25 protein-coding genes are annotated in these 22922 nt (G+C 64.9%); all 25 read right to left on the bottom strand.

Annotated features, from left to right (window positions below):
- Positions 1–15: 15 nt before the first annotated feature.
- Positions 16–801 (bottom strand): flagellar type III secretion system pore protein FliP, encoded by a 786-nt coding sequence (gene fliP, locus IEX97_RS00120; RefSeq protein ID WP_188880428.1) that lies wholly within the window; start codon positions 799–801, stop codon positions 16–18.
- Positions 798–1157, bottom strand: coding sequence for a flagellar biosynthetic protein FliO (locus tag IEX97_RS00125; protein ID WP_188880429.1), 360 nt, complete (start codon positions 1155–1157; stop codon positions 798–800). Before IEX97_RS00125 ends, fliP begins: the two co-directional genes overlap by 4 nt.
- A gap of 13 nt (positions 1158–1170) precedes the next feature.
- Positions 1171–1533, bottom strand: a complete 363-nt coding sequence (locus tag IEX97_RS00130) for a response regulator (protein ID WP_188880430.1) — start codon at positions 1531–1533, stop codon at positions 1171–1173.
- 48 nt (positions 1534–1581) lie between these two features.
- Positions 1582–2796 (bottom strand): flagellar motor switch phosphatase FliY, encoded by a 1215-nt coding sequence (gene fliY / locus IEX97_RS00135; RefSeq protein ID WP_188880431.1) that lies wholly within the window; start codon positions 2794–2796, stop codon positions 1582–1584.
- A complete protein-coding gene (gene fliM / locus IEX97_RS00140) occupies positions 2756–3781 on the bottom strand; it encodes a flagellar motor switch protein FliM (protein WP_188880432.1) in 1026 nt (341 codons plus the stop codon). The genes fliY and fliM overlap by 41 nt, the downstream gene beginning before the upstream one ends.
- A gap of 11 nt (positions 3782–3792) precedes the next feature.
- Positions 3793–4221 (bottom strand): flagellar basal body-associated FliL family protein, encoded by a 429-nt coding sequence (locus IEX97_RS00145; protein WP_188880433.1) that lies wholly within the window; start codon positions 4219–4221, stop codon positions 3793–3795.
- On the bottom strand, positions 4218–4436 hold the full coding sequence (locus IEX97_RS00150) for a flagellar FlbD family protein (protein ID WP_188880434.1): 219 nt from the start codon (positions 4434–4436) through the stop codon (positions 4218–4220). Before IEX97_RS00150 ends, IEX97_RS00145 begins: the two co-directional genes overlap by 4 nt.
- A gap of 67 nt (positions 4437–4503) precedes the next feature.
- Positions 4504–5409: a flagellar hook-basal body complex protein gene (locus IEX97_RS00155; RefSeq protein ID WP_188880435.1), complete on the bottom strand. Its 906-nt coding sequence runs from the start codon at positions 5407–5409 to the stop codon at positions 4504–4506.
- Between the two features lie 37 nt (positions 5410–5446).
- Entirely contained in the window at positions 5447–5911 is a 465-nt protein-coding gene (locus IEX97_RS00160; protein WP_229776169.1) for a flagellar hook capping FlgD N-terminal domain-containing protein, read from the bottom strand.
- Positions 5912–5946: 35 nt separating this feature from the next.
- Positions 5947–6534 (bottom strand): flagellar hook-length control protein FliK, encoded by a 588-nt coding sequence (locus tag IEX97_RS00165; RefSeq protein WP_188880438.1) that lies wholly within the window; start codon positions 6532–6534, stop codon positions 5947–5949.
- Between the two features lie 1048 nt (positions 6535–7582).
- The gene (locus tag IEX97_RS00170; RefSeq protein ID WP_188880439.1) at positions 7583–8236 is read right to left on the bottom strand and encodes a magnesium transporter MgtE N-terminal domain-containing protein; all 654 of its coding nucleotides are present in this window, start codon (positions 8234–8236) and stop codon (positions 7583–7585) included.
- Positions 8233–8679: a flagellar export protein FliJ gene (locus tag IEX97_RS00175; RefSeq protein ID WP_188880440.1), complete on the bottom strand. Its 447-nt coding sequence runs from the start codon at positions 8677–8679 to the stop codon at positions 8233–8235. The genes IEX97_RS00170 and IEX97_RS00175 overlap by 4 nt, the downstream gene beginning before the upstream one ends.
- A complete protein-coding gene (locus IEX97_RS00180) occupies positions 8676–10016 on the bottom strand; it encodes a FliI/YscN family ATPase (RefSeq protein ID WP_188880441.1) in 1341 nt (446 codons plus the stop codon). The genes IEX97_RS00175 and IEX97_RS00180 overlap by 4 nt, the downstream gene beginning before the upstream one ends.
- Positions 9994–10803: a FliH/SctL family protein gene (locus tag IEX97_RS00185; RefSeq protein WP_188880442.1), complete on the bottom strand. Its 810-nt coding sequence runs from the start codon at positions 10801–10803 to the stop codon at positions 9994–9996. Before IEX97_RS00185 ends, IEX97_RS00180 begins: the two co-directional genes overlap by 23 nt.
- Complete coding sequence (fliG, locus tag IEX97_RS00190) at positions 10796–11809, bottom strand: flagellar motor switch protein FliG (RefSeq protein ID WP_229776152.1); 1014 nt, start codon at positions 11807–11809, stop codon at positions 10796–10798. Before fliG ends, IEX97_RS00185 begins: the two co-directional genes overlap by 8 nt.
- A 30-nt stretch (positions 11810–11839) precedes the next feature.
- Positions 11840–13363 (bottom strand): flagellar basal-body MS-ring/collar protein FliF, encoded by a 1524-nt coding sequence (gene fliF / locus IEX97_RS00195; protein WP_188880443.1) that lies wholly within the window; start codon positions 13361–13363, stop codon positions 11840–11842.
- Positions 13364–13420: 57 nt separating this feature from the next.
- On the bottom strand, positions 13421–13735 hold the full coding sequence (fliE, locus tag IEX97_RS00200; protein WP_188880444.1) for a flagellar hook-basal body complex protein FliE: 315 nt from the start codon (positions 13733–13735) through the stop codon (positions 13421–13423).
- 107 nt (positions 13736–13842) lie between these two features.
- Positions 13843–14310, bottom strand: coding sequence for a flagellar basal body rod protein FlgC (gene flgC / locus IEX97_RS00205; RefSeq protein ID WP_188880446.1), 468 nt, complete (start codon positions 14308–14310; stop codon positions 13843–13845).
- A 6-nt stretch (positions 14311–14316) separates the two neighbouring features.
- Positions 14317–14730: a flagellar basal body rod protein FlgB gene (gene flgB / locus IEX97_RS00210; protein ID WP_229776153.1), complete on the bottom strand. Its 414-nt coding sequence runs from the start codon at positions 14728–14730 to the stop codon at positions 14317–14319.
- A 270-nt stretch (positions 14731–15000) separates the two neighbouring features.
- Complete coding sequence (gene hslU / locus IEX97_RS00215) at positions 15001–16419, bottom strand: ATP-dependent protease ATPase subunit HslU (protein WP_188880448.1); 1419 nt, start codon at positions 16417–16419, stop codon at positions 15001–15003.
- Positions 16400–16969, bottom strand: coding sequence for an ATP-dependent protease subunit HslV (gene hslV / locus IEX97_RS00220; protein WP_188880449.1), 570 nt, complete (start codon positions 16967–16969; stop codon positions 16400–16402). Before hslV ends, hslU begins: the two co-directional genes overlap by 20 nt.
- Positions 16970–17051: 82 nt before the next feature.
- Positions 17052–18026, bottom strand: coding sequence for a tyrosine recombinase XerC (locus IEX97_RS00225; protein WP_308426171.1), 975 nt, complete (start codon positions 18024–18026; stop codon positions 17052–17054).
- Positions 18027–18074: 48 nt separating this feature from the next.
- Complete coding sequence (gene trmFO, locus IEX97_RS00230) at positions 18075–19409, bottom strand: methylenetetrahydrofolate--tRNA-(uracil(54)-C(5))-methyltransferase (FADH(2)-oxidizing) TrmFO (RefSeq protein ID WP_188880450.1); 1335 nt, start codon at positions 19407–19409, stop codon at positions 18075–18077.
- Positions 19406–21526, bottom strand: coding sequence for a type I DNA topoisomerase (topA, locus tag IEX97_RS00235; RefSeq protein ID WP_188880451.1), 2121 nt, complete (start codon positions 21524–21526; stop codon positions 19406–19408). The genes trmFO and topA overlap by 4 nt, the downstream gene beginning before the upstream one ends.
- Positions 21527–21611: 85 nt before the next feature.
- Complete coding sequence (gene dprA / locus IEX97_RS00240; protein ID WP_188880453.1) at positions 21612–22781, bottom strand: DNA-processing protein DprA; 1170 nt, start codon at positions 22779–22781, stop codon at positions 21612–21614.
- Positions 22782–22922 lie beyond the last annotated feature (141 nt).

A 22922-nucleotide genomic window follows, 5' to 3' on the forward strand; every position in this document is an offset into this window, starting at 1 on the left:
TCACCGCCTTCCCGACTACGCGTAACCTGTGAGCAGCGATTTCACCACCAGATACCATCCGTCCACCATCACGAACAACAACACCTTGAACGGTAACGAGATCATCGCCGGCGGCAACATCATCATGCCCATCGACATCAGCGTGGTGGCGACGACCATATCGATGATGAGAAAGGGGATGTAGATCATGAAACCCATTTGAAATGCCGTCTTCAGTTCACTGATGGTGTACGCGGGCACCAAAGCGACCAGCGGGATATCGTCCACCGTCTTCGGCTTGGGAAGATGGCGGTAGGATAAAAACAACTGCAGGTCCTGCGGACGGGTCTCCTTGGCCATGAAGCGCTTGATGGGGATCTCTGCGCGCGCCAACGCCTCCGACTGGGTGATCTTCCCTGCCATGTACGGCTGCACCGCATCCCGGTTGACCGCCGCGATGGTCGGCTGCATCACAAACAGCGTCAGGAACAGCGCAAGTCCGACCAACACCTGGTTCGGCGGCGTCTGTTGCAGAGAGAGTGCGTTGCGCACAAACGCGAACACCACGACGATGCGGGTGAAACACGTCATCAAGACAAGGATCCCCGGCGCAATCGACAACACCGTGATGAGAAGCAGGATCTCCACCGTGGCCGACACGGCTGCCGGCGACGACCCGGCCCCGATGTCGAGGTGCACCCCGGGCAAGGGAGCAGGTGCGGCCCACGCCCGCGCTTGGCCCCACCACCATCCGCAAAGCCACGCCGCGGCTCCCCCTGCACCCCATGTACGCCAACGCCCCCAGGACCACCGCCTGTTCATGACCGCATCCTCCAGTCTCCGGGCCGCCCGTACCGTGCACGAGCTTGGGTCAAGGCTCGGCGCAGCGCCACGGCGAACACGGGCCACGCCGCAGGCGGCCGTGCCGCAGCCCCCGGCATGTCCACGCTGGATTCCTGAGCCGCGTCCGCCGCCAACAGCGTCACCTGGTCGCCGACGCCGATGAGATACTGCCGTCCGCCCCACTCAATCACCTGAACCCAGCGGTTTGGCGCGATCTGACGGGCCGCCACCACACGCAACGGGCCTTCCTCCCCTTGTCCGCCGGCCCGCGCGGCCAACCGCGCCAACACCAGAATGAGCCCCACGACGACGAGCAGGGAGAGCACCAGGTTCACGACGTAATACATCCTACGCCAGCGCCTTTCGTACAGCCTCCAGGACCCGCTCCGCCTGAAACGGCTTGACGATAAAGTCGCGAGCCCCAGCCTGGATGGCGTCGATGACCATCGCCTGCTGGCCCATGGCGGAACACATAATGACGCGGGCATTCGGATCGATGGCGCGGATTTGCCGCAGGGCCTCAATTCCGTCCATCTCGGGCATCGTGATGTCGAGGGTGACCAGGTCGGGCCGAAACTCCTGGTACCGCTGCACGGCCTGCAGACCGTCGGCCGCTTCCGCAACCACCTCGTAGCCGTTTTTTTGAAGAATGTCCTTCAGCATCATGCGCATGAACGCCGCATCGTCGACAATCAAGATGCGATTTGCCATCCGCTTCCCCTCGCTTTGCCACAGTGATGATGAATCCACGCGCATCGGTCAGCGCAGTTGCCGCACGCGGTCCTCGGGACTCACGATGTCGGTGATGCGCACGCCGAAGTTTTCGTCGATGACGACCACCTCGCCGATGGCGATCCGCTTGTTGTTGACGAGGATATCGACCGGTTCTCCGGCCAGCTTGTCAAGCTCGAGCACCGACCCGGGCGCGAGCTCGAGAATATCCTTGATGGACCGTTTCGTGCGCCCCAGCTCCACGGTCACGTTCAGCGACACGTCGAGCAGGAGGGAAAGGTTGCGCGGAACCGGTTCCGGCACCGGTGCCGCCGATGTGAAATCCGGAAATTCGGGCCGGCGCACCACGAGTGCCGGCTCCTCACGCCCCTTGGCCATGCTGCCACCCGCAGGGTTTGCCGCAGAACCGGGGCCACCGGTCGCCGCACCCCGAGCGCCCTCCACGTTCGCCGTACGGTCCGCAGCGGAACGTGCAGCTTGTGACCCGTGCGGTTCACCGGCAGCATCCTGAGCAGCAACAGACCCGGCATGCGCCGCGGAGGCCGCGGGGGAGGACGGTGCCGCACTGGCTGCCGCTTCGCCGCCGGTCAAGACGGCGACCATCTCCTTGGCCACCGAAATGGGGATCAGCTGCAGAATCCGCGAGTCGACCAATTCCCCGACGCGCAGGCGGAACGAGACGTTCACCAACCAAGCTTCGGGCGGGAACCCCTCTTTGACCTCCGTGCCGAAGTCAATCACTTCCACGGTGGGCGGTGAGATGTTGATGGGCCGGTTGAACACCGTGGACATGGCGGTGGCGGCAGCACCCATCATCTGATTCATCGCCTCAGCCACCGCGCTCAGGTGCAGCTCGTTCAACTCCCCTGCCACGTTCGTGCCATCCCCGCCGAGCATCAGGTCGGCGATGACCATGGCGTCCTCGGTGTCGATGACCAAGGCGTTTTCCCCTTCCAGACCCGCCGTATAGCGGACAGTCACCAGCACGCACGGCCTGGGCAGCTCTTGCCGAACCTCCTCTGCGCGCAGCAACGAGACCTGCGGGGTCGTGATCTGAACCCGGTGCCGCAACAGCACGGAGAGGGAAGTGGCCGACGAGCCAAGGCTGATGTTCCCCAATTCCCCGAGCGCGTCCCGTTCCATGTCGCTCAACGGGGGCGTGGGCGGTGTGGAAGCGGCCGACAGACCGCTGAGCAATGCATCAATTTCCGCCTGGGACAGCTTCGCGTCCCTGTCCTCCATCGCGGTCCACCTCCCTGGACGGCCGCATGATCCGCACGGCGTACCGATCCCTCTTTTTCCCAATCTCAGCCCAGTACGCCAATTCTTCATTGACAAAAACGGCGACCGGCTGGCCGACGCGCGTCCGCAACGGCAACACGTCGCCTCGTTCCAGTTCCAAGATGTCCGATAATGTCATCTGCACCTCTCCTAAGACCACCGACACATCGACGTCCACTTGGGCCAAGTGCGCTTCCAGCAAATCCGTGCGCCGCGCCGCCCGCCTGTTTTTGGAGACGTCCATCAGGTGCTGGGTGGTCAGGGTGGGCAACAGGGGTTCCACCGTTGGATGGGGGATGCACAGGTTCAGCAACCCTGTTGCGGCGCCGACCTTCGCGCTCATGGTCACGACCATGACCGTCTCGTTCGCCGTCACAAGCTGCAAGAACTGCGGGTTGCTCTCCATGCCGATGCACCGCGGCTCGATGGACGCAACGGATCGCCACGCCTCCTGAAGAAAGTCAGGCACGCGGTCGAACAGACGCTGCAGCAGGGCGTGTTCAATTTCGGTCAGCTCCCGGACCTTGTACTGGCTGCGCGGCTGTCCCCCCATCAACCGGTCGAGCATGGCGAACACAATCTGCGGATTGATTTCCAGCGCGATGCTCCCCTCGAGCGGCGGCACCGCATACGTGTACACCACGGTGAGCGCAGGGATGGAGCGGATGAATTCTTCGTACGGTGCTTGATCCACCGACTCAACCTGGAACTGCACCACGCTGCGCAACTGACCCGACAGGTGCGTCGTCAACAAACGGGCAAAGTGTTCGTGCATCCGTGACAGGATGCGGATATGGTCTTTCGAGAACCGCATCGCCCGCCGAAAGTCGTACGTGCGCACACGGTGCACGGACCCCGTCTCGCGGATGTCTTCGACACGCACCTCGCCGCTGGTCAGGGCCGCGAGCAGTGCATCGATCTCCGACTGGGACAAGATCTCCGACATCGCTCCGCCCCCTACTGAACGATGATCTGCGGCAGATAGACTTCTGTAACGCGTCCATGCGTGAGGAGACGGTTGATTCGATTTCGGATATCCGCCCGCAACTGGGCCATCCCTGCGCTGGTTCGCAACTGGGCGGCCGTATACTGGCGCATCGTGGCGTTCAAAAGGTCCTGGATCTGCGGCACCAAGTCATTCAACTCCTGCTTGGTCGCGCTGTCGCTCGCCTGCAAGGTCACCGAGAACTGAATCAAGCCGTCCCCCTTCAAATCGGTCGTCATCGGCTCGAGGTCCAGCTGCAGCGCCCTTGCCTGCGCCGGCGTCAACGCATGATGGCTCGCTTTGTGCGACGTCTTCAAATACTCATATCCGCCCACCGCCCCTGCCAGGACGACGGCGACGCTCCCGATGATGATGAACATCCAGCGCAGCGGATGGTTCACAGCTTCTCCCCTTCCGGAGCCGACACCCCGCCGACAAGACCAACCCGGCGCAGGAAGGCGGTGACCGACGCGGCGATGGCGGCAGGGTCTTCCCGCACGATGTATTTGTGGCCGTTGGAGAGCGTCACCACCGTGTCCGGATGGCTCTCCACCGCTTCGATCAGCAGCGGATTGATCCACAACTGTGTCCCATTCAACCGCGTGAGCACAATCACCGCATTCCCTCCTGCCCCGGCGACGAGCCGCCCGCCCCTTCGCGTCCGCGGCGGGTTCGGCGATGCGTCAGCTGTTCTTCAGGTTGACGATGTCATTCAGGATGGCGTTGTCGGTGCCGATGATCTTCGAATTGGCGTCAAATCCGCGCTGCGCGACGATCATCTCCGTAAATTCGCGCGTGAGGTCGACGTTGGACATCTCCAGCGCCCCCGGCATGAGGGTGCCCGCATTGTTCATGCCCGGCGTTTGATATGTTGCTGAGCCCGAGTTGGCCGACACCTGAAACAGGGAATCTCCAACCTTTTCCAAACCTGCTGGATTGGCGAAGGTCGCAAGGGCCAAGTAACCAATGACCTGCCGTTGCCCGGTGCTGTCCATCACCGAGATGCTGCCGTCCTTACCAATTTGGAGGGTTGAGGATAAATAGGCAATCTGGTCGTTACTATTCGTCAATGACGCAGGAATCGACAGGCTGTTTGTTTTAGCAAAATTTAAGATGTTGACCACCTTTAAGGTTAATGGGTTTGCGGGATTCTTCGAATCCGTCCCCATCGCTATTTCGCCGTTCGGAAGCACCAGGTTCCCATTGGCATCCAGGGTGAAATCGCCCGCCCGTGTGTACAATTTCGTCGTACCGTTGTCCGGGGTGACGACAAACAACCCCGCACCGTTGATGGCCATGTCCAATGGATTCCCGGTCGTCTCGGGCGCGCCCTGCGTGAACTGGATGGGGATGGCCGCGATCTTCACGCCAAGGCCCACCTGTTCCGGATTGGTGCCGCCCGGGCCTGTCTGGTTCGGCGCAAGAGGCGCACTGGCGCCCGCCATCGTCTGGCTGAGCATGTCACTGAAGTCGACGCGGCTCGCTTTAAATCCGGTCGTGTTCACGTTCGCGATGTTGTTGCCGATGACATCGAGCTTCGTCTCAAACGCCTGCATCCCGGAAATTGCAGAGTACATCGAACGTAACATCCCGCCCGCCTCCTTGGCAGTTTGATGTTGCGAACGCTCATGGCGCGGTGCTTGGGCTGGCCGCGATTCCGGCTGTGCTGCCGGCCGCACCGGCCCCCGCGCTCGCGCCGCCGGTGGACGGCTCACTGTCCGTCCCCACCTCGACCAGCGCGCTGATTGGATACGCTTGGCCGCCGACCACCACCTGCGGTCCGTCCTGTCCAAAGCGGATGGCGGTCACCACGCCGTCCACACTGCCACCGTTGCCATCGTCAAGCCGCACCTGCGCGCCCAACAGGTTATGGACCGCAGCCACCTGCAACCAGCGCGCCATATCGGTCAAGGTCTGCAAGATCTGAGCATCCGTCTGCGCGACGTTGGTCATCTGTTCCAGCGCCGTGAACTGGGCCAACTGGGCGATGAACTGTGTGTCATCCGTCGGCGCCAACGGGTCCTGGTACTGCATCTGCGTCACCAGGAGCTGCAAAAAGGCGTCTTTGCCGAGCCCTTGGGTCGGATTCACGCTCAATCCCATCCCCTCCTTCCTTGCGCTATGCCTCAAACGCGCCGGTCGAGCGCCTGGCCCAGCCACGCGATGGCGACGTCCTGGCCAGAACGAACACGCGTGGCATCTTCGCGCGCTGTGCGCGCCTCATCCCGCCCGCCAAGCCGGCCGGGCGGGGGCTGGCTGCGCGGATGAGGGTTGCCGTGTCCGTCCGCGTTGACCAGCGGTCCCACCTGGAACTGGGCGACTTGCACGCCCTGCTGGACGATGGCCTGGACGATCTCGCCCGCCGCCGCTTGCAACGCCGCTTGCACCTGCGGATGCTCCGCCTGTACGTGGACGAAAACACCCCCTTCGCCGCGCTTCACGTCAATGGTCAAGTCGCCAAGCCCCTGCGGCCGTACCTCCAGGCGAAGCGAGGTCTGCCCGAGCGCGGCATCGCGCGCAGCGGAGGCGACCGTGTGGACGAATGCCGGCGGCGGACCAGCACCCGTGCGCGCAGCGTGATCGCCAGCCTGGGGTTGGTCGAGGGTTGCGGATGCCGGAGTATCGTGCCCTGTCTGGACAGCGGCGCCGGCCGTCGTCATGCCGGTACCGGAAGCCGCAGCCAGCCACCAGCTCACGTCGACCGGATTCGCCATCTCCCCCTTCGCGTCCGTTGACGGTGCTGAGGTACGCAAGCCGCCTCGTCCTCCAGCTGGCCGCTCCACCCCTCGTGTGTCAGAAAGCCGTTCCGAGGGTTCGCTGCCTCCCGTTTCCGCACTGCCCGCCACGATACTGCCCGCCACGACGGGATGGCCTGCCGGGGCCCAGGCCGGCGATGCTTCCGGACGCCGGTTCTCCGCAACCGAACTCAGCCCGGTATGCTTCTGTACCGAAGCGGAATCGGAAGCCGGCCTCCCGCCCAGGTTGACATGGGTGAACATGGCGGGACGGTTTATCTGCAGCTGGGCTTCCCCGTGCAGACGGATGGGGACGGACGGCCCGGGGTTTGCATTCACCCCGTCTTCCCGATTCCCGGTCCGAACCGGGAGTTCTCGTTCAGGCCACGGTGTCCAAGTCGATGGCTGCCATGCCATGGCGAATCCGTACCCATCGCGACCCGTGTCAGACCCTGAGCGCCCGGTTGCGGTATGAGGCGCAAGTTCCGCTACCGGATGGCCCGGTTGTCCGAGTGCTTCAGCCGCAGAACGTCCAAGGTCCGCGCCGGCATCTGCCACCGGCAAGGGGTGCGCGGCATGGGCGGATGCCGTTGCTGCGTGCCGATCCGCAAACACCTGCATCCCTGGCCCGTCCGCTCTCATCCCCCCCGCACCTGCGCTGTTCCCCGTCTTGGACTGGTCTCCGGAAGGGAGGTGCCGCGGCGCGACGAACCACGCTGCGCGTCCGGTTGCCTGCCTGTGCGCCGGGACAGGGCCTGCCGCCGCATCCTTCGGCGCGACAGCGGCGTGCGCGGACGTGCGCGTTCCTGCCACGGAAGGTTCGGCGGACTTCGCATGCACGGTGGATAACCCTGTTGCACCAGCCAGCGCGGCTTCCATCCAAGTCAAGAAGCTTGGGTCTGCCAGCGAGTCCACCGCCACACCCTTTCTCTTGGTCCCTGCCGCCTGCTCGCTCCCGAAACGGACCAAGCCACCTTCCCCTCGCGCCGCCGGAACCGAGTGCATGCATTCTCCCCCCTTTCCCACTTCACGGTTTGGTTTGCAGTTGCGCCTTGACGAACGCGCTCTGCGCCAACACCTGCTGCGCCTTGGCGGGCGGCAGCGCGGCGAGCACCTGGGCGGCCGCATCGGGCGGCATCTGGGCGACCGCGCGCGCCGCAGCGGCAAGGGACATCTTATCCAACACCTGCGCCGCCGCTCCGGGATCCATCTGTTGCAACACGCGTGCTTCCTGCTTGGCGGTGGCGAGCGATGCCTGCCGCTGCGCGAGCGCTTGCTGCAGCTTGCGGTTGGTCGCCAACAACTTCGCCCGTTCTTGTTGCAGCGCCGCCAACTGCTGTTGCGCCTGGTGCAGTTGGGCGGTCAGCGTTTGCACCCGCACTTCGTCGGCTCGCCACTTCGCGCGCCAGACGTCTTCCGGTTGCGTCTTCGCCACCGGATGCAGCCAGGACTGGATGGTCTGCCAGACCGGAACGCCGACCACCTGCAACGCGACGCCCACCATCAACGCGGAAGCGAGCAGAGGCACCAAGACCACCGTGAACATCACCACCAACCGCCGGCGCCAAAGAGAACCTTCCGGTCGTCCTTCAGGGCTTGCCGGCGCCGTGCGGGTTTGCACCCGGTTTGGCCCGTCCGGCTTGGTCCGTGCGTTTGCGGAAGACGAGGCGCCCTGCCTCACGACCGCCGCCCCCCCGTCGCGTGGCGGAGCATCGCCAGTTCGTCCGCCTGACGCTGTTCATCCCGCGACTGCTGCCACCGTGCTGACGCACGCAGGCGTTGGACCCACGTCTCCCAAACCTTCGCCCGCTGGTACGCCGCGATGGCCGCCGCCTGTTTTTCCGCCGCCAGCGCCGACACCGCACGCAGTCGCTCTTCCGCGGCGCGCGCCTCCGCGTCGAGCCGAGCCAAGTAGTCGGCCCACTGCCGCCACCACGCGCCGCGCGGCGACTCCGCCGTCCATTGCATGTCGTCGCCGGCCGTCTGGCGCGCCGTCCGGATAGCTTCCAAGCGTTGCGCGACCAAAGCCTCCTCCTCACGAACCGCCGCCAGCTCCAATTCGGCCATCTCCGCCATCGCTTTCTGAACCCGGTAGTATCGGTGAAAGAATGTGTCCCGTTTCATGGCTCACCGCGCACCCCCGCCAGTTCCAGCAGCTGATCCCTGGTCGCCGCGAATTCTGACCGTTCCGCGGCGTCTTGCAGCAAAAACTCCCGAATGCGCGGCCAGCGGGCAATGGCGACGTCCGTCTCCGGGTCGGCGCCCTGCCGGTAGGCCCCGATGCGCAAAAGGTCTTCGACGTCGCGGTAGCGCTGCATCCAGGCGCGGACCTGTGCCGCCGCTCGCCATTGCTCCGGCGGCACGATGGCTTGGAACAAACGGCTGGCGCTCGCCAACACGTCGATGGCAGGAAATCTCCCCTCGTTGGCCAGCGCGCGGCTGAGGACGATATGGCCGTCGAGGATGCCGCGGACCGCGTCCGCAATCGGATCGTTCATGTCATCACCGTCGACGAGCACGGTGTAAAAACCGGTGATGCTGCCCACCGGCCCGTTGCCGGCCCGCTCCAACAACCGGGGCAACCGGGCAAACACCGACGGGGTGTAGCCGCGGCTGGTCGGCGGTTCGCCACTCGCCAAACCGACTTCGCGCAACGCCATGGCGTACCGGGTGACGGAGTCCATCATCAGATTCACGCGCAAACCCTGGTCGCGGAAGTACTCCGCCATCGCCGTCGCGACCAGCGCCGCCTTCAACCGGATGAGCGGAGGCTGATCGGAGGTGGACACCACCACGACACTCCGTCGCCTGCCTTCCGCACCGAGGTCCCGTTCCAAAAACTCGTTCACTTCGCGGCCGCGTTCCCCCACGAGGGCAATCACGTTCACATCCGCCGAGGTGTTGCGGGCCATCATCGACAGGAGCGTGCTCTTCCCCACGCCGCTGCCGGCGAAGATACCGATCCGCTGGCCTTCGCCGACCGTCAGGAGGCCGTCGATGGCACGTACCCCGGTGGCGATGGGCTGGTCAATCACCCGCCGCGCCAGAGGATGCGGTGGCGCGGACTCCAGCGGCCGCTGTTCGGTGTCCGGGCTGCCCGGAGACGGGAACGGGCCCAAGCCGTCGATGGGCCGGCCGAGGCCGTCGACGACCCGGCCGAGCAACCACGGACCGCAGCAGACGGAAAGCGGCGCGTGCAGCGCCAGCACTTCCGACCCGGGCGCCACCGCGGTCAACTCGCCAAGCGGCATCAGAAGCAGGTTCGCTTCGCGAAAACCCACCACCTCCGCCAGGCACTCCGACCCGTCCAAACCGCGGATCTTGCACACGTCGCCCAGTTTCGCATACGGCCCGACCGACTCGATGATCATGCCCGTGACCCTGGCCACCCGTCCGTACAGCCGAAACCACTGCACCTTGCCCAGGGCCGTTCGCCAATCAACCGGTGAAGACACGCTCATCCGCAAAGCCCCCGTCCTCCGCCAGTTCAGCCAGCGTCTGCTCCAGAATCTCGAGCTTCGTCTCCAAGGTGGCGTCCACCCGGCCGGAAGGCGACCAAATCTCACACCCGCCGGGGCGGACCCGGGCATCGGGAACGACCACGATTTCCCATTCCCCGAAGCGTGCGCTCCGCCACCGCGGCTGCGCCTCGCTCGCCGCCATGAACGCGCTCGGGTGCACGTGCACTTCCACCCGGCCGATGACGCTGACATACTGCAGCAGGTGTTCGACCTCCGCCGCGACGTCGGCAGGCGCAATGGCCAATTCCCGGTGGAGGATGCGTTCAACCGCCGCCATCGCCAAGCGGACGAACTGGTCTTTCAAATGCAACAACCAGCGGTTGCGCTGTTCGTTCAACCGCAATGCCATCTCCGCCAGCTCCTGCAGCCGGCTGCTGAACAGCTCGTGGCCCGCGAGTTCACCGGCGGCAAACCCTTCGCGGTAACCCTGCTCGTACCCCTTGGCGCGGGCAGACGCTTCCATCTCTTCCGCCCTGGCTTGTGCGTTCGCGATGATCCGCTCCGCCTCCGCCGCTGCCGCCGCGAGCCGTTTTGCACACTCTGCTTCGACCTGTGCCTCGCGCTCGCGCAACGCAGCTTCACGCGCCGCGAAGCTCGCCTCATCCCAGCCCGGTGCGCCCGGCGCGCCCTGCGGTGTGTCCGCATCGAGGCGTGTTGCAGCCGGGATAGCGTGGGTCCCGCCTTCGACCACGCGCGCCGCCGGGATCTTCTGCAGCCGGTTAGACAACCACATCGCCCCCTTCGCCGCGGACGATGATGATCTCGCCAATCTCCTCGAGCCTGCGGATGACGGCCACGATGCGTTGTTGCGCTTCTTCCACCTCACGCAAGCGCACAGGGCCCATGTACTCCATCTCTTCCTGGATGGTCTCCGCCATCCGTTTCGACATGTTGTCGAAGATGACCTGACGTACCTCTTCGCTCGCCGCCTTGAGGGCAAGCTGGAGGTCGCGTTGATCGACCTCGCGGATGACGCGTTGGATGGAGCGGCTGTCGAGCAGCACAATGTCCTCAAAGACGAACAGGCGCTTTTTGATGTTCTCCGCCAACACCGGGTCCTCGCGCTCCAGGGTGTCGAGGATGTACTTCTCGGTCGACCGGTCGACGCCGTTCAAAATCTTGACCACCGTGTCGATCCCGCCGACCTGCATGCTGTCCATGCTCGTCATCGTCGACAGCTTCGCCTCCAACACCTGTTCCACTTCCGCGATCACGCTCGGCGACGTGGCGCCCATCTGGGCAATCCTCCGCACCACGTCCGCCTGCAGGTCCTGGGGCAACGCCGACATGATGAGCGCCGCCTGCTGAGGCTCCAGATAGGACATGACCAGCGCCATCGTCTGCGGGTGCTCATCCTGGAGGAAGCTGAGCAGTTGGTTGGGGTCCGCCTTGCGCACGAAGTGGAACGGCCGCACCTGCAGGCTGGCGGTCAGCTTGTGCAAGACCCGTGCCGCTTGCTCTGGTCCCAGCGCCTTCTCCAACACCTCTTGCGCGTACTCGATGCCGCCGGCCGCGATGTACTCGCGCGCCACCGCCAGGTCCTTGAACTCCCGGAACACCTGTTCCCGCTGCTCCAGATCGACCTTGCGCAGGTTGGCGATCTCGAGCGTCAATTGCTCAACCTCTTCTTCCGTCAACTGCTGATACACCCGCGCGGCCACCTCAGGTCCGAGGCTGATGAGCAGCACGGCCGCCTTCTGCCGCCCCGTCATCGACGCCCGTCCCCTCAGCATCCGCCTCGCCCTCCTCACGCTCCGTCATCGTCAGTCCTCCATCAGCCAGGTCCTAAGCAGGTTCGCAAACTCGGCAGGCCGCTCCTGGGCCAGGCGGGCGAGCTGTTCGCGCAGCCGCTCCTCCTCGCTGAGCTGTGCCGGCTCAAGCGACGCTTCCGCCGCGGTGAGCACTTGATCTTCCAAAGGCACCGCCTGACGGCGCCGGCTCCGGAAGACCCCGTACGCGATGCCGCCCGCACCCGCCGCCAGCCCGAGCACCGCCAACAGCCACCACGGGAACCCGCCCGAAACGACGCTCGTCGCCGCGGCGTTGGCCCGGAACGGAACTGCGACCACGCTCACCGAGTTCACCGCCCCCTGCCCGGTGGCCGCGCCGACAGCCGACGTCACGAACGAGCGGATCTGGCGCAGCACCTGCGGGTTAACCCCGGTCCCGTTCGAATTGATCAACACGCCCACGGAGTACCCGCGCAATTGGATGGGATCGCGCACGGTGGTGGTGTCGGTGTAGTTGTTGTCGTACTGGTTGGTGACCTCGTTGTCGGTCGACGTCACGTTGTTCCCTGCGTTCGCCGTGCCGGCGTAAGTCGATGCGCCCGGGTTGCTCGTCGCCTGCCCGGCAATCCCGCCCGGGCTTTGCGCGCTGCCGACGGTGGAACGCCGGATCTGCTGGGTGCTCGTCAACACGCCGGTATCCGATCCCGGCACCGGCGCGACCGTGTGCGACTTCGACTCCACCTTGTCGAACGTCAGGTTGGCGTGGACCACGACGACCGCGTTTCCCGGACCGACAATCTGGTCCAAGCCGGCCGTCAACTGGCTCGTCAGGGACTGCTCCAGCTGTTGGCGCACCTGGAGTTCCGTCACGCCCGACACGTCATTGGCGCTCGTGCCCGCCGTCCCCTGCAACACGACGCCGTTTTGGTCCACCACCGTCACGTCGCCCGCCGACAATCCCTTCACCGAGTGCGCGACGAGTTGCTGGATCCCGTACACCTGGGCCGGCGTCAGTTGCACACCGGGACCGAGTTGCACGAACACGGACGCCTTCGCCGTATCCTGCGGCTGGGATACGAACAACTGTTCCTGCGGGAGGACGATGTGTACCTGAGCGCTCTCCACCCCGTCGATGCTCTCGATGGTCTGGCTGAGGCTCTGCTGCAAGGCGTCGAGCACCGCGATGTTGAACTGGGCGTCGGTCATCCCGAACGAGTTCGGGATGTTGTACCCGTAATATCCCGTCTTCGGCAACCCCTGCATCGCCAACTGCACGCGGGCTGTATCGGCTTCGCTCGCCGGCACCTCGATGGACGTACCCACAATCTGGTTCGGGATCTTCATCTGTTCCAACGCCTGCTGAACCTCGCCGAGCGACTTGTCGTCGAGTCCGCTCATGATGGTGACGTAGTGCGGACGGAGGACCACCCAGAGCACCGCGGCCAAACACGCTATGCCCGCGCCTGTGGCGATGATGAGGTTGCGCTTTTGCGCCGGGGCGAGGCGCCCCCACAAGGCCTGTGCGCGCGCCCACAGGTTCCGGATGGTCTCGTTCAAACGCGTTCACCCTTCGTCAGTCAACTCTGCCCGCCGCTGCCCACGGCCATCCGCAGTTCAGATCTGCATGTTCATGATGGTTTGGTACGCGTTGAGGGCGCGATCGCGCACGGTGACCGCGAAGTCCACCGCGAGCGTCGCCTGTTGCTCCGCCACCATCACTTGGTCCAGCGTGACGGGGCCGCCGGCTGCGTACACGGCGGCGGCTGCGTCCGCTTGGTTCGTCACCGCCGCCAGCGCATCGAGCGCCTGGCCGAGCCAGTCCGCGAACGAAGGCGCCCCGGACACCGCCCCGCCGTTCCCGTTCACTGCTGCGGGCGCCGTCACCGCAGTCGCGGCCACCCCTTGGACAGCCGTCACAGCACCTGCCATACCATCCCCCCCTTATTCGAACGCGCCGCACGCGGCGCCGGGCATCCATCGCCAGCGCGTCCGGTGCGGCCGGGCTGATCAGGACGGACCCTTCGCGCACCAGGCCGTCACTTCGCCAGGTTCAACGCGGTCAAGTCCATCTGCTTGGCGGCATCGAACGCGGTCACGTTCGCTTCGTACACCCGCTGTGCGGCCACCAGGTCGGCCATCTCCGTGGCCAAGTCGACGTTCGGCATTTGGACATACCCGTTCACCGCATCCGGGTTGGCCGGATCGTAGACCATTTTGAACGGACTCGGGTCCTTGACGATGCCCGCGACCGAAACGCCGAACCCCTGTGCCGAAACGCCTTCGTCCCACTGCAGCCCGGGTTGTTGCAGCGCGGCCGCCAACCACGACGAAAAATCGCCGCTCCCGTTCCCCGGTGTCAACACCACCATTTGCCGGCGGTACGGCCCGCCCTCCGGCGTGCGCGTCGTCTGCGCGTTGGCGATGTTGTTGGCGATGACATCCATGCGCAGCCGCTCTGCGGTCAGCCCCGAAGTGCTGATGGCCAAGCTGTCCATGCCGATCATGCTGCATCAACCTCCGCTGGCGCCGCCGATGACGGCATGCAGGCGGTCGAAGTCGGAACGGAGCGCCTGCACCAACCCGTTGTAACGGATCTGATTGGTTGCCAATTGCGCCATTTCCGCGTCCAGGTCGACGTTGTTGCCGTTGTTGTCCACGAGCGTTCCGCCCGCCACGACCCAGGTAGGTTGTATCTGCCGCACCGCCTGCCAATCGGCACCCGTCAGCGCCGCCAGCGGATCGCCCGGCGACGCCGAACGCGTCAGGCCGAGCGCTTGCTGCAAGGCGTCCTCGAACGAGACGTCCATCCGCTGGTAACCCGGGGTGTCGGCGTTGGCGATGTTGTTTGCATACGCAACCTGGCGCATGTCGGCCGCCGTCAAAGCCGTTTGCAGCAACGCCATCACATCGCTGGTCAGGCTCATCGCACACCCCTCTTCTTGCACAGATCGGCCCCCCCGCGCCATGCCGAGGGCCTTGGATTGATGAGAATACTTCGCACCGATGGTGACAAAATCCTGCAGTTCTCGACACACCTCGCCAAAATCATCATGGATCCGGGAGACGGGAGGACCGAAGCGGAGAGAAAGAGAGGATACGCACGTGAGGCGACTGACGAGGCAGAGCCCGCAAGGACGGCCCGAACGGGCCGTCCGCGCAGAAACGATGTGCAGACCTCGCGCTTTTGTCTGCGCTCAGAGGATGTATTGGCTCAGGTCACGGTCTTCCACAATCTGGCCCAGCTTCTCGTCCACATAGGCCGGGGTGATGACGACCTCTTCCAGATTGACGTCCGGCGCCGCAAACGAAAGGTCTTCGAGCACACGTTCGACGATGGTGTGGAGCCGCCGTGCGCCGATGTCTTCCGTCTCCTGGTTGACCTTCGCCGCGAGCTCCGCGATGCGGCGGATGGCCTCGTCGGTGAAGCGAACACGGATGCCCTCCGTCTCGAGCAACGCGGTGTACTGTTTGAGCAGTGCGTGCTCCGGTTCCTTCAAGATGCGAACAAAATCATCCGCCGTCAAGCTTTCGAGTTCGACCCGGATGGGAAAACGACCCTGCAACTCCGGAATGAGGTCGGACGGCTTCGCGATGTGGAACGCTCCGGCGGCGATGAATAACATATGATCCGTCTTGACCGGCCCGTATTTTGTGACAACGGTCGAGCCTTCGACAATCGGCAGGATATCCCGCTGCACCCCTTCCCGCGAGACGTCGGGGCCGCGTGTCTCACGACCGGCGATTTTATCCATTTCGTCGATGAAGATGATGCCGTGGTTCTCCGCCCGGTGGATGGCCTCGGCGACGACGGCGTCCATGTCAATCAGTTTCTGCGCCTCTTCCTGGGTGAGTACCCTCCGTGCCTCCCGCACGGTCATCCGCCGTCTGCGCATCTGCTTCGGCAGGAGCGACCCGAGCATCTCCTGCAGATTTCCCAGGCCTTCCGCACCGACGCCGGGCAGAACGCCGAGCATCGGCGTCGCCTGCTCCTCGACCTCAATCTCCACGATTTGGTCTTCCAGCTCCCCGCGCCGCAGGCGTTCCAGCACCCGCCGCCGCTCTTGGCGGACGGAGTCCGACACGGCGGCGTTCCCCGCATCACCGCCCATCCCGCCGGGAAAACCCCCGCCCGCCAGGCCGGAGAACAACGCTTCCAGCGGGTTGCGCGCGGTCCTGCGCGCGTTCGGATCGGGGACGAGCGCCGCGGCAATCCGTTCGTGCGCCGCCTCCTCCGCCTGCGCCTTCACCCGCTCCGTGTGTTCCGCCTTCACCATCCGCACCGCCGTCTCCACCAGGTCGCGCACCATCGATTCGACGTCGCGGCCCACGTACCCGACCTCGGTGAACTTCGTCGCCTCGACCTTGATGAACGGCGCCCCGACCAGCTTGCTGAGGCGACGGGCGATTTCCGTCTTCCCGACGCCCGTCGGCCCTATCATCAGGATGTTCTTCGGGGTGATTTCCTCCTGCAGCTCTGGCGGCAGCTTCGCCCGCCGCATCCGGTTTCGCAACGCGATGGCCACCGCCCGCTTGGCGCGGCGTTGGCCGACGATGTATTTGTCCAGCTCCGCCACGATCTCACGCGGTGTGAGGTCATCCCTGCGCGTTGTCATCGCCTTTTGCCTCCCCGCCCACGCACTCGACGACAATCCGGTCGTTCGTATACACACAGATTTCGGCGGCGATCTCGAGCGACTTGCGCGCAATCTCGGCCGGACTCAGGTCGGTGTTACGCGCGAGCGCCCGCCCGGCGGCGAGCGCGTACGCCCCGCCGGATCCGATGGCGCAGATGCCGTCGTCCGGTTCTATCACCTCGCCGCTGCCCGAGAGGACGAACAGGTGCTCCCGGTCCATCGCCAGCAGCATCGCCTCCAGCCTGTGCAAGACCTTGTCGGATCGCCATTCTTTGGCCAACTCCACAGCCGCGCGCGGCAAATTGCCGTGAAACGCCTCGAGCTTGCCTTCAAACTTCTCGAACAGCGTGAACGCATCCGCGACGGACCCCGCGAATCCGGCGACGACGCGCCCGTGATACAACCGCCTGACCTTGCGGGCGTTGTGCTTCATAATCATCGTATTCCCAAAGGTCACCTGCCCGTCGCCCGCCATCGCCCCTACACCTTGCCGCAGTAACGCAAATATGGTCGTACCGTGCAGTTCCATGCCTCGTCCCTTCTCCTTCGCGATGCGCGCCGCGCAGGACCGCGGCCGCTCCCTGCATGGGGCTGCGCGTCCCTCCCGCCGCTTATGCGCGCGGATGGGTCGCCTGGTATACCCGCGCCAGCCTGTCACCCGTGGTATGGGTGTACACCTGGGTCGTCGACAAGCTGGTATGGCCGAGCAACTCCTGCACCGTTCGCAAATCGGCGCCGCCATCCAGCATGTGGGTGGCGAACGTGTGGCGCAGCTTGTGCGGGCTCAAGCGCTTGAGCCCCGCCACTCGGTCGATGTGATGAAGCAAAATCCTGCGCACGCTGCGATCCGTCAAACGTCCGCCCCGCCGGTTGATGAACAGCGGGTCCCCGCCGAGCTTGGCGGCCTCCCGCAGACTTAGGTAGCGCCGCAGCCACATGGCGGCGATACGGCCGAAGATGACCACCCGTTCTTTGCCACCCTTGCCATACACAAGGGCCGTCCCGTCGTCCAACCGCACGTCCGCCACGTTCAATCCCACGCACTCGCTCACGCGCACACCGGTGGCGTACAGAAACTCAAGCAACGCCCGATCTCGCGCCGACCAAAGGTCATCCCCCGGGATCGACTCCAGGAGGGTCTTGACCTCTTCCTGATAGTAAAACTCAGGTAAGCGCCGCACCCGTTTGGGGAGGGCGAGCGACCGGGCCGGATTTTGCTCGCTGCCCGTCTCCCGTGCGACGTAGTCAAAAAAGCCGCGAAAACAGGAAAGCCGCCGCGCCAACGTCACCTTGCTGACGCCGCGTTCGAGCTCTGCCGCGAGATAGGCCCGCAGATGCGGGGAACGCACCGCGAGCGGGTCCAAGATGCCGCGCGCTTGCAGAAACGAAACCAGCGCCTGCAGGTCGGACGCGTACGCGGTGAGCGTGCGGAGCGCAACGCGCCCCGTGGCGCGCTTATACTCAAGGTACGACGCCATCCAGCGCGTCCATGGTCCCGGCGTGCCGCGAACCGCGAGACCTGCATCTTGGTCCGCATTGGTTGCGGCAGGATGGCCGACGGGCGGATTCCCGGAATGGTTCGTCAACCCTTTCACCTCCACGCCGCCGTCCTGGCGGCGACACCCATAGGTCGATCACGCCTGCCCGCGGGCGGGGACCTCTGCCTCCATGCGCGCCATCACATCCGCCAAATCCTTTAATGCACGCTCGGCAAGCCGTTCGTACCGCACGCGCTTGTCACGGATGACCTCCGGCAGCGGCGGAAACAAGCCGAACGTGGCGTTCATCGGCTGGAAGTTGTCTTTGTCGGTGTGGGTGATGTAATGCGCCAAGCTGCCGATGGCGGTCGTCGGCGGGAAGACGACGGGCGGGCGGCCCTGCGCAAGGCGCGCGGCGTTGATGCCCGCCACCAACCCGGCGGCCGCCGATTCGACGTACCCCTCGACGCCGGTGATCTGGCCGGCGAAGAACAGATCCGGCCGCTGCCGGGTCTGATACGTCGGCTCGAGCACCGCCGGACTGTTGATGTACGTGTTGCGGTGCATGACTCCGTAGCGGACGAATTCGGCCTCCTCCAAGCCCGGGATCATGCGGAACACCCGCTTCTGTTCGCCCCACTTGAGATGCGTTTGAAAGCCCACCATGTTGAATAGCGTCGCCGCTGCGTTGTCCTGGCGCAATTGGACGACCGCGAACGGCCGCTTGCCGGTGCGCGGGTCTTCGAGACCGACCGGTTTGAGCGGACCAAACAAGAGGGTCTTGGGCCCGCGCTTGGCCATGACCTCAATGGGCATGCAGCCCTCAAAGTAACGCTCCTCTTCGAAATCGTGCAACGGGGCCGTCTCCGCGGTCACCAGCGCCTGATAGAAGTCGTAAAACTCCGACTCCGTCATCGGACAATTGATGTAGGCCGCTTCCCCCTTTTGGTAACGCGACGCGATGTATACCTTGTCCATGTTGATCGATTCCCGGACGACGATGGGAGCCGCCGCGTCGAAGAAATAGAGATAATCCTGGCCGATGAATTGCCGGATGGACTCGGACAAAGAAGGGGACGTCAGCGGACCGGTGGCCACAATGACCGGCCCCGTGTCGGGCAGGCGGGTGACCTCCTCCCGCCGCACTTCAATGAGCGGGTGTGCAGAGACAAGGCGCGTGACGGTCTGGGAAAACCCTTCCCGGTCGACCGCCAACGCGCCGCCGGCCGGGACCGCGTTGGCGTCTGCGGCGCGCATGATCACCGAGTTCAACCGCCGCATCTCCTCTTTGAGCAGACCCACCGCGTTCGTGATGGCGGCGGATCGCAAGGAGTTGGTGCACACCAGTTCGGCAAACCACGCTGTGTGATGGGCGGGTGTGCTGCGCACAGGCCGCATCTCGTACAGCACGACGGGCACACCCCGGTTGGCCACCTGCCATGCCGCTTCCGAACCAGCCAAACCGGCACCAATCACGGTCACCTGCTTCATCGCGACACCTCCTCGACCGGCGAGACGGTTTCTGCTTCCGCCCCTGCTTGCGCCGCGTGCGCCGCCTCGTTGCTGCAAACCACGGTCCGCCCGGACTTGGTCGCCTTTTCCACCAACGGATGTCGGCAGACGGGACATACGTCTCCTGTCGGCTTGTTCCACAAAACGTAATCGCACGCGGGATAATTGCTGCAACCGTAGAACGTCCGCCGCCGCTTTCCTTGCCGCTCCACCAACGGCGAACCGCAGCGCGGACAGTCGACACCGACCGGTTTGGTGACGGGCTTGGTGTTCCGGCACTCCGGGAATCCCGGGCAGGCCAGGAACTTGCCGTACCGCCCTTGTTTATACACCATGCGGCGCCCGCACTTGTCGCACACCTCATCCGACTCTTCCTCTGCCACATGGACATGGCCGAGCGTGCGCTCCGCCACTTCCAAGTCCGCCTCGAACGACTCGTAAAACGACTGCAACAGCTGGACCCAATCCTGATGGCCTTCTTCGATTTGATCGAGCTCGCTCTCCAAGCGGGCGGTGAACTCGACGTCTATCAGCTTCTGGAAATACTGCACCAACAGGTCGACGACCACTTCACCGAGCTCAGTCGGGACAAACCGCTTCTGGTCCAGCACCACGTAGCCGCGCTTGAGGATGGTGTCGATGGTCGGGGCGTACGTGCTCGGCCGTCCGATGCCGAGCTCCTCCATCGCCTTGACGAGGCTGGATTCCGTATAGCGCGGCGGCGGTTGCGTGAAGTGCTGTTCCGGTTTGAGTTCCGGATGCGGCAGGATCTCCCCCTCCGCGAGAGGGGGCAGGAGCTTGCCTTCCCCCTCGTCCGCGTTCCCGTCATCGCTGCCTTCGGTGTACACCTTCATGAATCCTGGAAATTTCAACACGGAACCGTGAGCCCGGAACCGCGCGCCGCCTGCGTCGATGTCGACCGACGTGGTATCCAGCACCGCGGCGCTCATCTGGCTGGCGACGAACCGCTCCCAGATCAGCTTGTAGAGACGATACTGATCCCGATTGAGGAACGGCCGCAACGACTCAGGGTCGCGCGTGACCGACGTCGGCCGGATGGCCTCGTGGGCGTCCTGGGCACCTCCGCGCGCCTGATACTGCCGCGGCCGCTCCGGGGCGTACGCCTCGCCAAACCGCTCCAGAATGAAGCGGCGCGCCTCCGCTTGCGCCGACTCGGCCACCCGCGTCGAGTCGGTGCGCATGTAGGTGATGAGTCCGACGGGTCCAGACTCCCCGACATCCAGGCCCTCGTACAGTTGCTGGGCGACGGCCATCGTGCGGTACGCGCGAAACCCGAGCTTGCGCGCCGCCTCCTGCTGCAAACTGCTCGTGGTGAACGGCGGGCTCGGGTTGCGGCGGCGCTCTGAACGCTTGACCTTCACCACTTGGAACGTCTGATCCGCCACGCGGGCCAACAGGTCCCGGACGGCCTGCTCGTCCGGCAGATCCGCCTTTTCTTCGCCAAAGCCGTGGAACCGCGCCGTGAACGAACCATTCGGTGTGTGGAACACGGCGTCCACGGTCCAGTACTCCTGCGGCACAAACGCGCGGATCTCCCGTTCGCGGTCGACAATCAAGCGTACCGCGACCGACTGAACGCGCCCGGCGGACAGACCCTTGCGCACCTTCCGCCACAACAACGGGCTGAGCCGGTACCCGACCAAGCGGTCGAGGATCCGCCGCGCCTGTTGGGCGTGTACCAGGTTGAGGTCGAGCTTCCGCGGGCGGGAGAACGCTTCGCGCACCGCTTCCTGCGTGATTTCGTGAAACACCACGCGGCACTCCTCGTCCATGTTCAAATCGAGGAGCGTCGCCAGGTGCCAGGCGATGGCTTCTCCCTCCCGGTCCGGGTCTGCCGCCAGAAACACCCGCTTTGCCTTTTTGCTCGCCTCGCGCAGCTGCTTGATGACATCGCCCTTGCCGCGAATGGTGATATATTTAGGTTCAAACCCGTGTTCGACGTCGACGCCCAGCTGGCTTTTCGGCAAATCGCGCACATGCCCCAACGACGCCTTGACGGTGTAGTTCTTGCCAAGGTATTTTCCGATGGTCTTCGCTTTGGCCGGCGATTCCACGATGACCAGATAGTTCGCCAATGTGTCTCCTCCTCAGCGTACACTACGCTTACGAGCGCCGGATTCAACCCATATTATCACCCGGCAGGATTGAATTGCAAACCGGTCACCGGCAGCGCCGGAACGATCCGCCCGGCACACGCTCAATCCAGCCGCCAAGCTCCAGCTCCAACAGCCCGGTGAAGACATGGCCGAGAGGCATTTGCAACCACTGCGCGAGCGAGGCGGCTGTGCGTGGCTCCGCCAACGCATCGTACAGGTCGAGCCAACGCGCCGGCGGCAGCTGCCGCGCGGACGACCGTTCGCGTGGCGCGAGCCCGAGATCCTGCAAGAGGTCGCGCGGATCCACAAGGACCGATGCACCGGCGTAAAGCAGGCGGTGTGACCCCCGAAAGTGGATGGACGTGATGGGGCCCGGCACCACGTACACCTCCCGCCCCAACTCCAACGCCATGTCCGCCGTCCGCAGCGCCCCGCTCTTCTCGCCGGCCTGCACGATGACCACCGCCTTCGCCAGCGCCGCGAGCAAACGGTTCCGCTCCAAAAAGCGGTGTTTGTCCACCATCACCCCGGGCGGGTACTCACTCACCAGGACCCCGTTGTCGGCTATCTCCATCATATCCTTTTCATGGACCACCGGATAACACCGGTCCAGACCGCACGCCATGACGGCCATCGTCGGCCCCTGCACCCGCAGGGCCGCCCGATGCGCCGCGATGTCGATGCCGACCGCCATCCCCGAGACCACCAGGCCGCCTGCGCAGGCGATCTCCTCGCCAATCCACGTGGCCGCCTCCACGCCGTACCCGGACGCCCGGCGCGTCCCGACCACCGCCACCGGATGCGTATGACGGAGCAGTTCAAGCCGGCCGCGCACGAAAAGGACCGGCGGCGGATCCGGCAAATCGAGCAGCGAACGCGGATAATCCGCATCCCCCATCCAGACGGCGTGCACACCCTGCGCGGCCAGCCAGGACATGGGATCGATGGCGGCCGCGCGCTTTCGCCATCCGGCGAGCCGCGCCACCGTCTGCGGCCGTAGCCCAGCGCGGCGCTGCCAGTCGTCTTCCGCAGCGGCCCACGCCGACGCCGCCCGCCCGAACGCCGCCACCAACCGGTACACGGAGCGCCGCTCGACCCAGGGGCAGAGCGCCCACGCCAACCAAGCCCTGCGTTCCTCCGCATCCATCGGATCCATCCCGCGTGGTGCCGCATCCTGCACGGTAAGGTTGAGCCCCTGTCCCGCGCGCGCAGCGGCCTCCGTCCGTGCATCCATTGCTTTCTCATCCTGTTGCGAGCGCCCCACGTGCCGCCCTCCCGCTGCAAGACTTTTCCTTATTCTCGATCACGCCTTGCCTCGCGTCCACTCCCATGCATACCTCGCGGAAGCGTCGAGTATGCGCAGGCAGAAAAAAAC

Origin of the sequence: Paenalicyclobacillus cellulosilyticus, assembly GCF_014647315.1 — a bacterium.
In the GTDB taxonomy this organism is placed as follows: Bacteria; Bacillota; Bacilli; order Alicyclobacillales; family Alicyclobacillaceae; genus Alicyclobacillus_J; species Alicyclobacillus_J cellulosilyticus.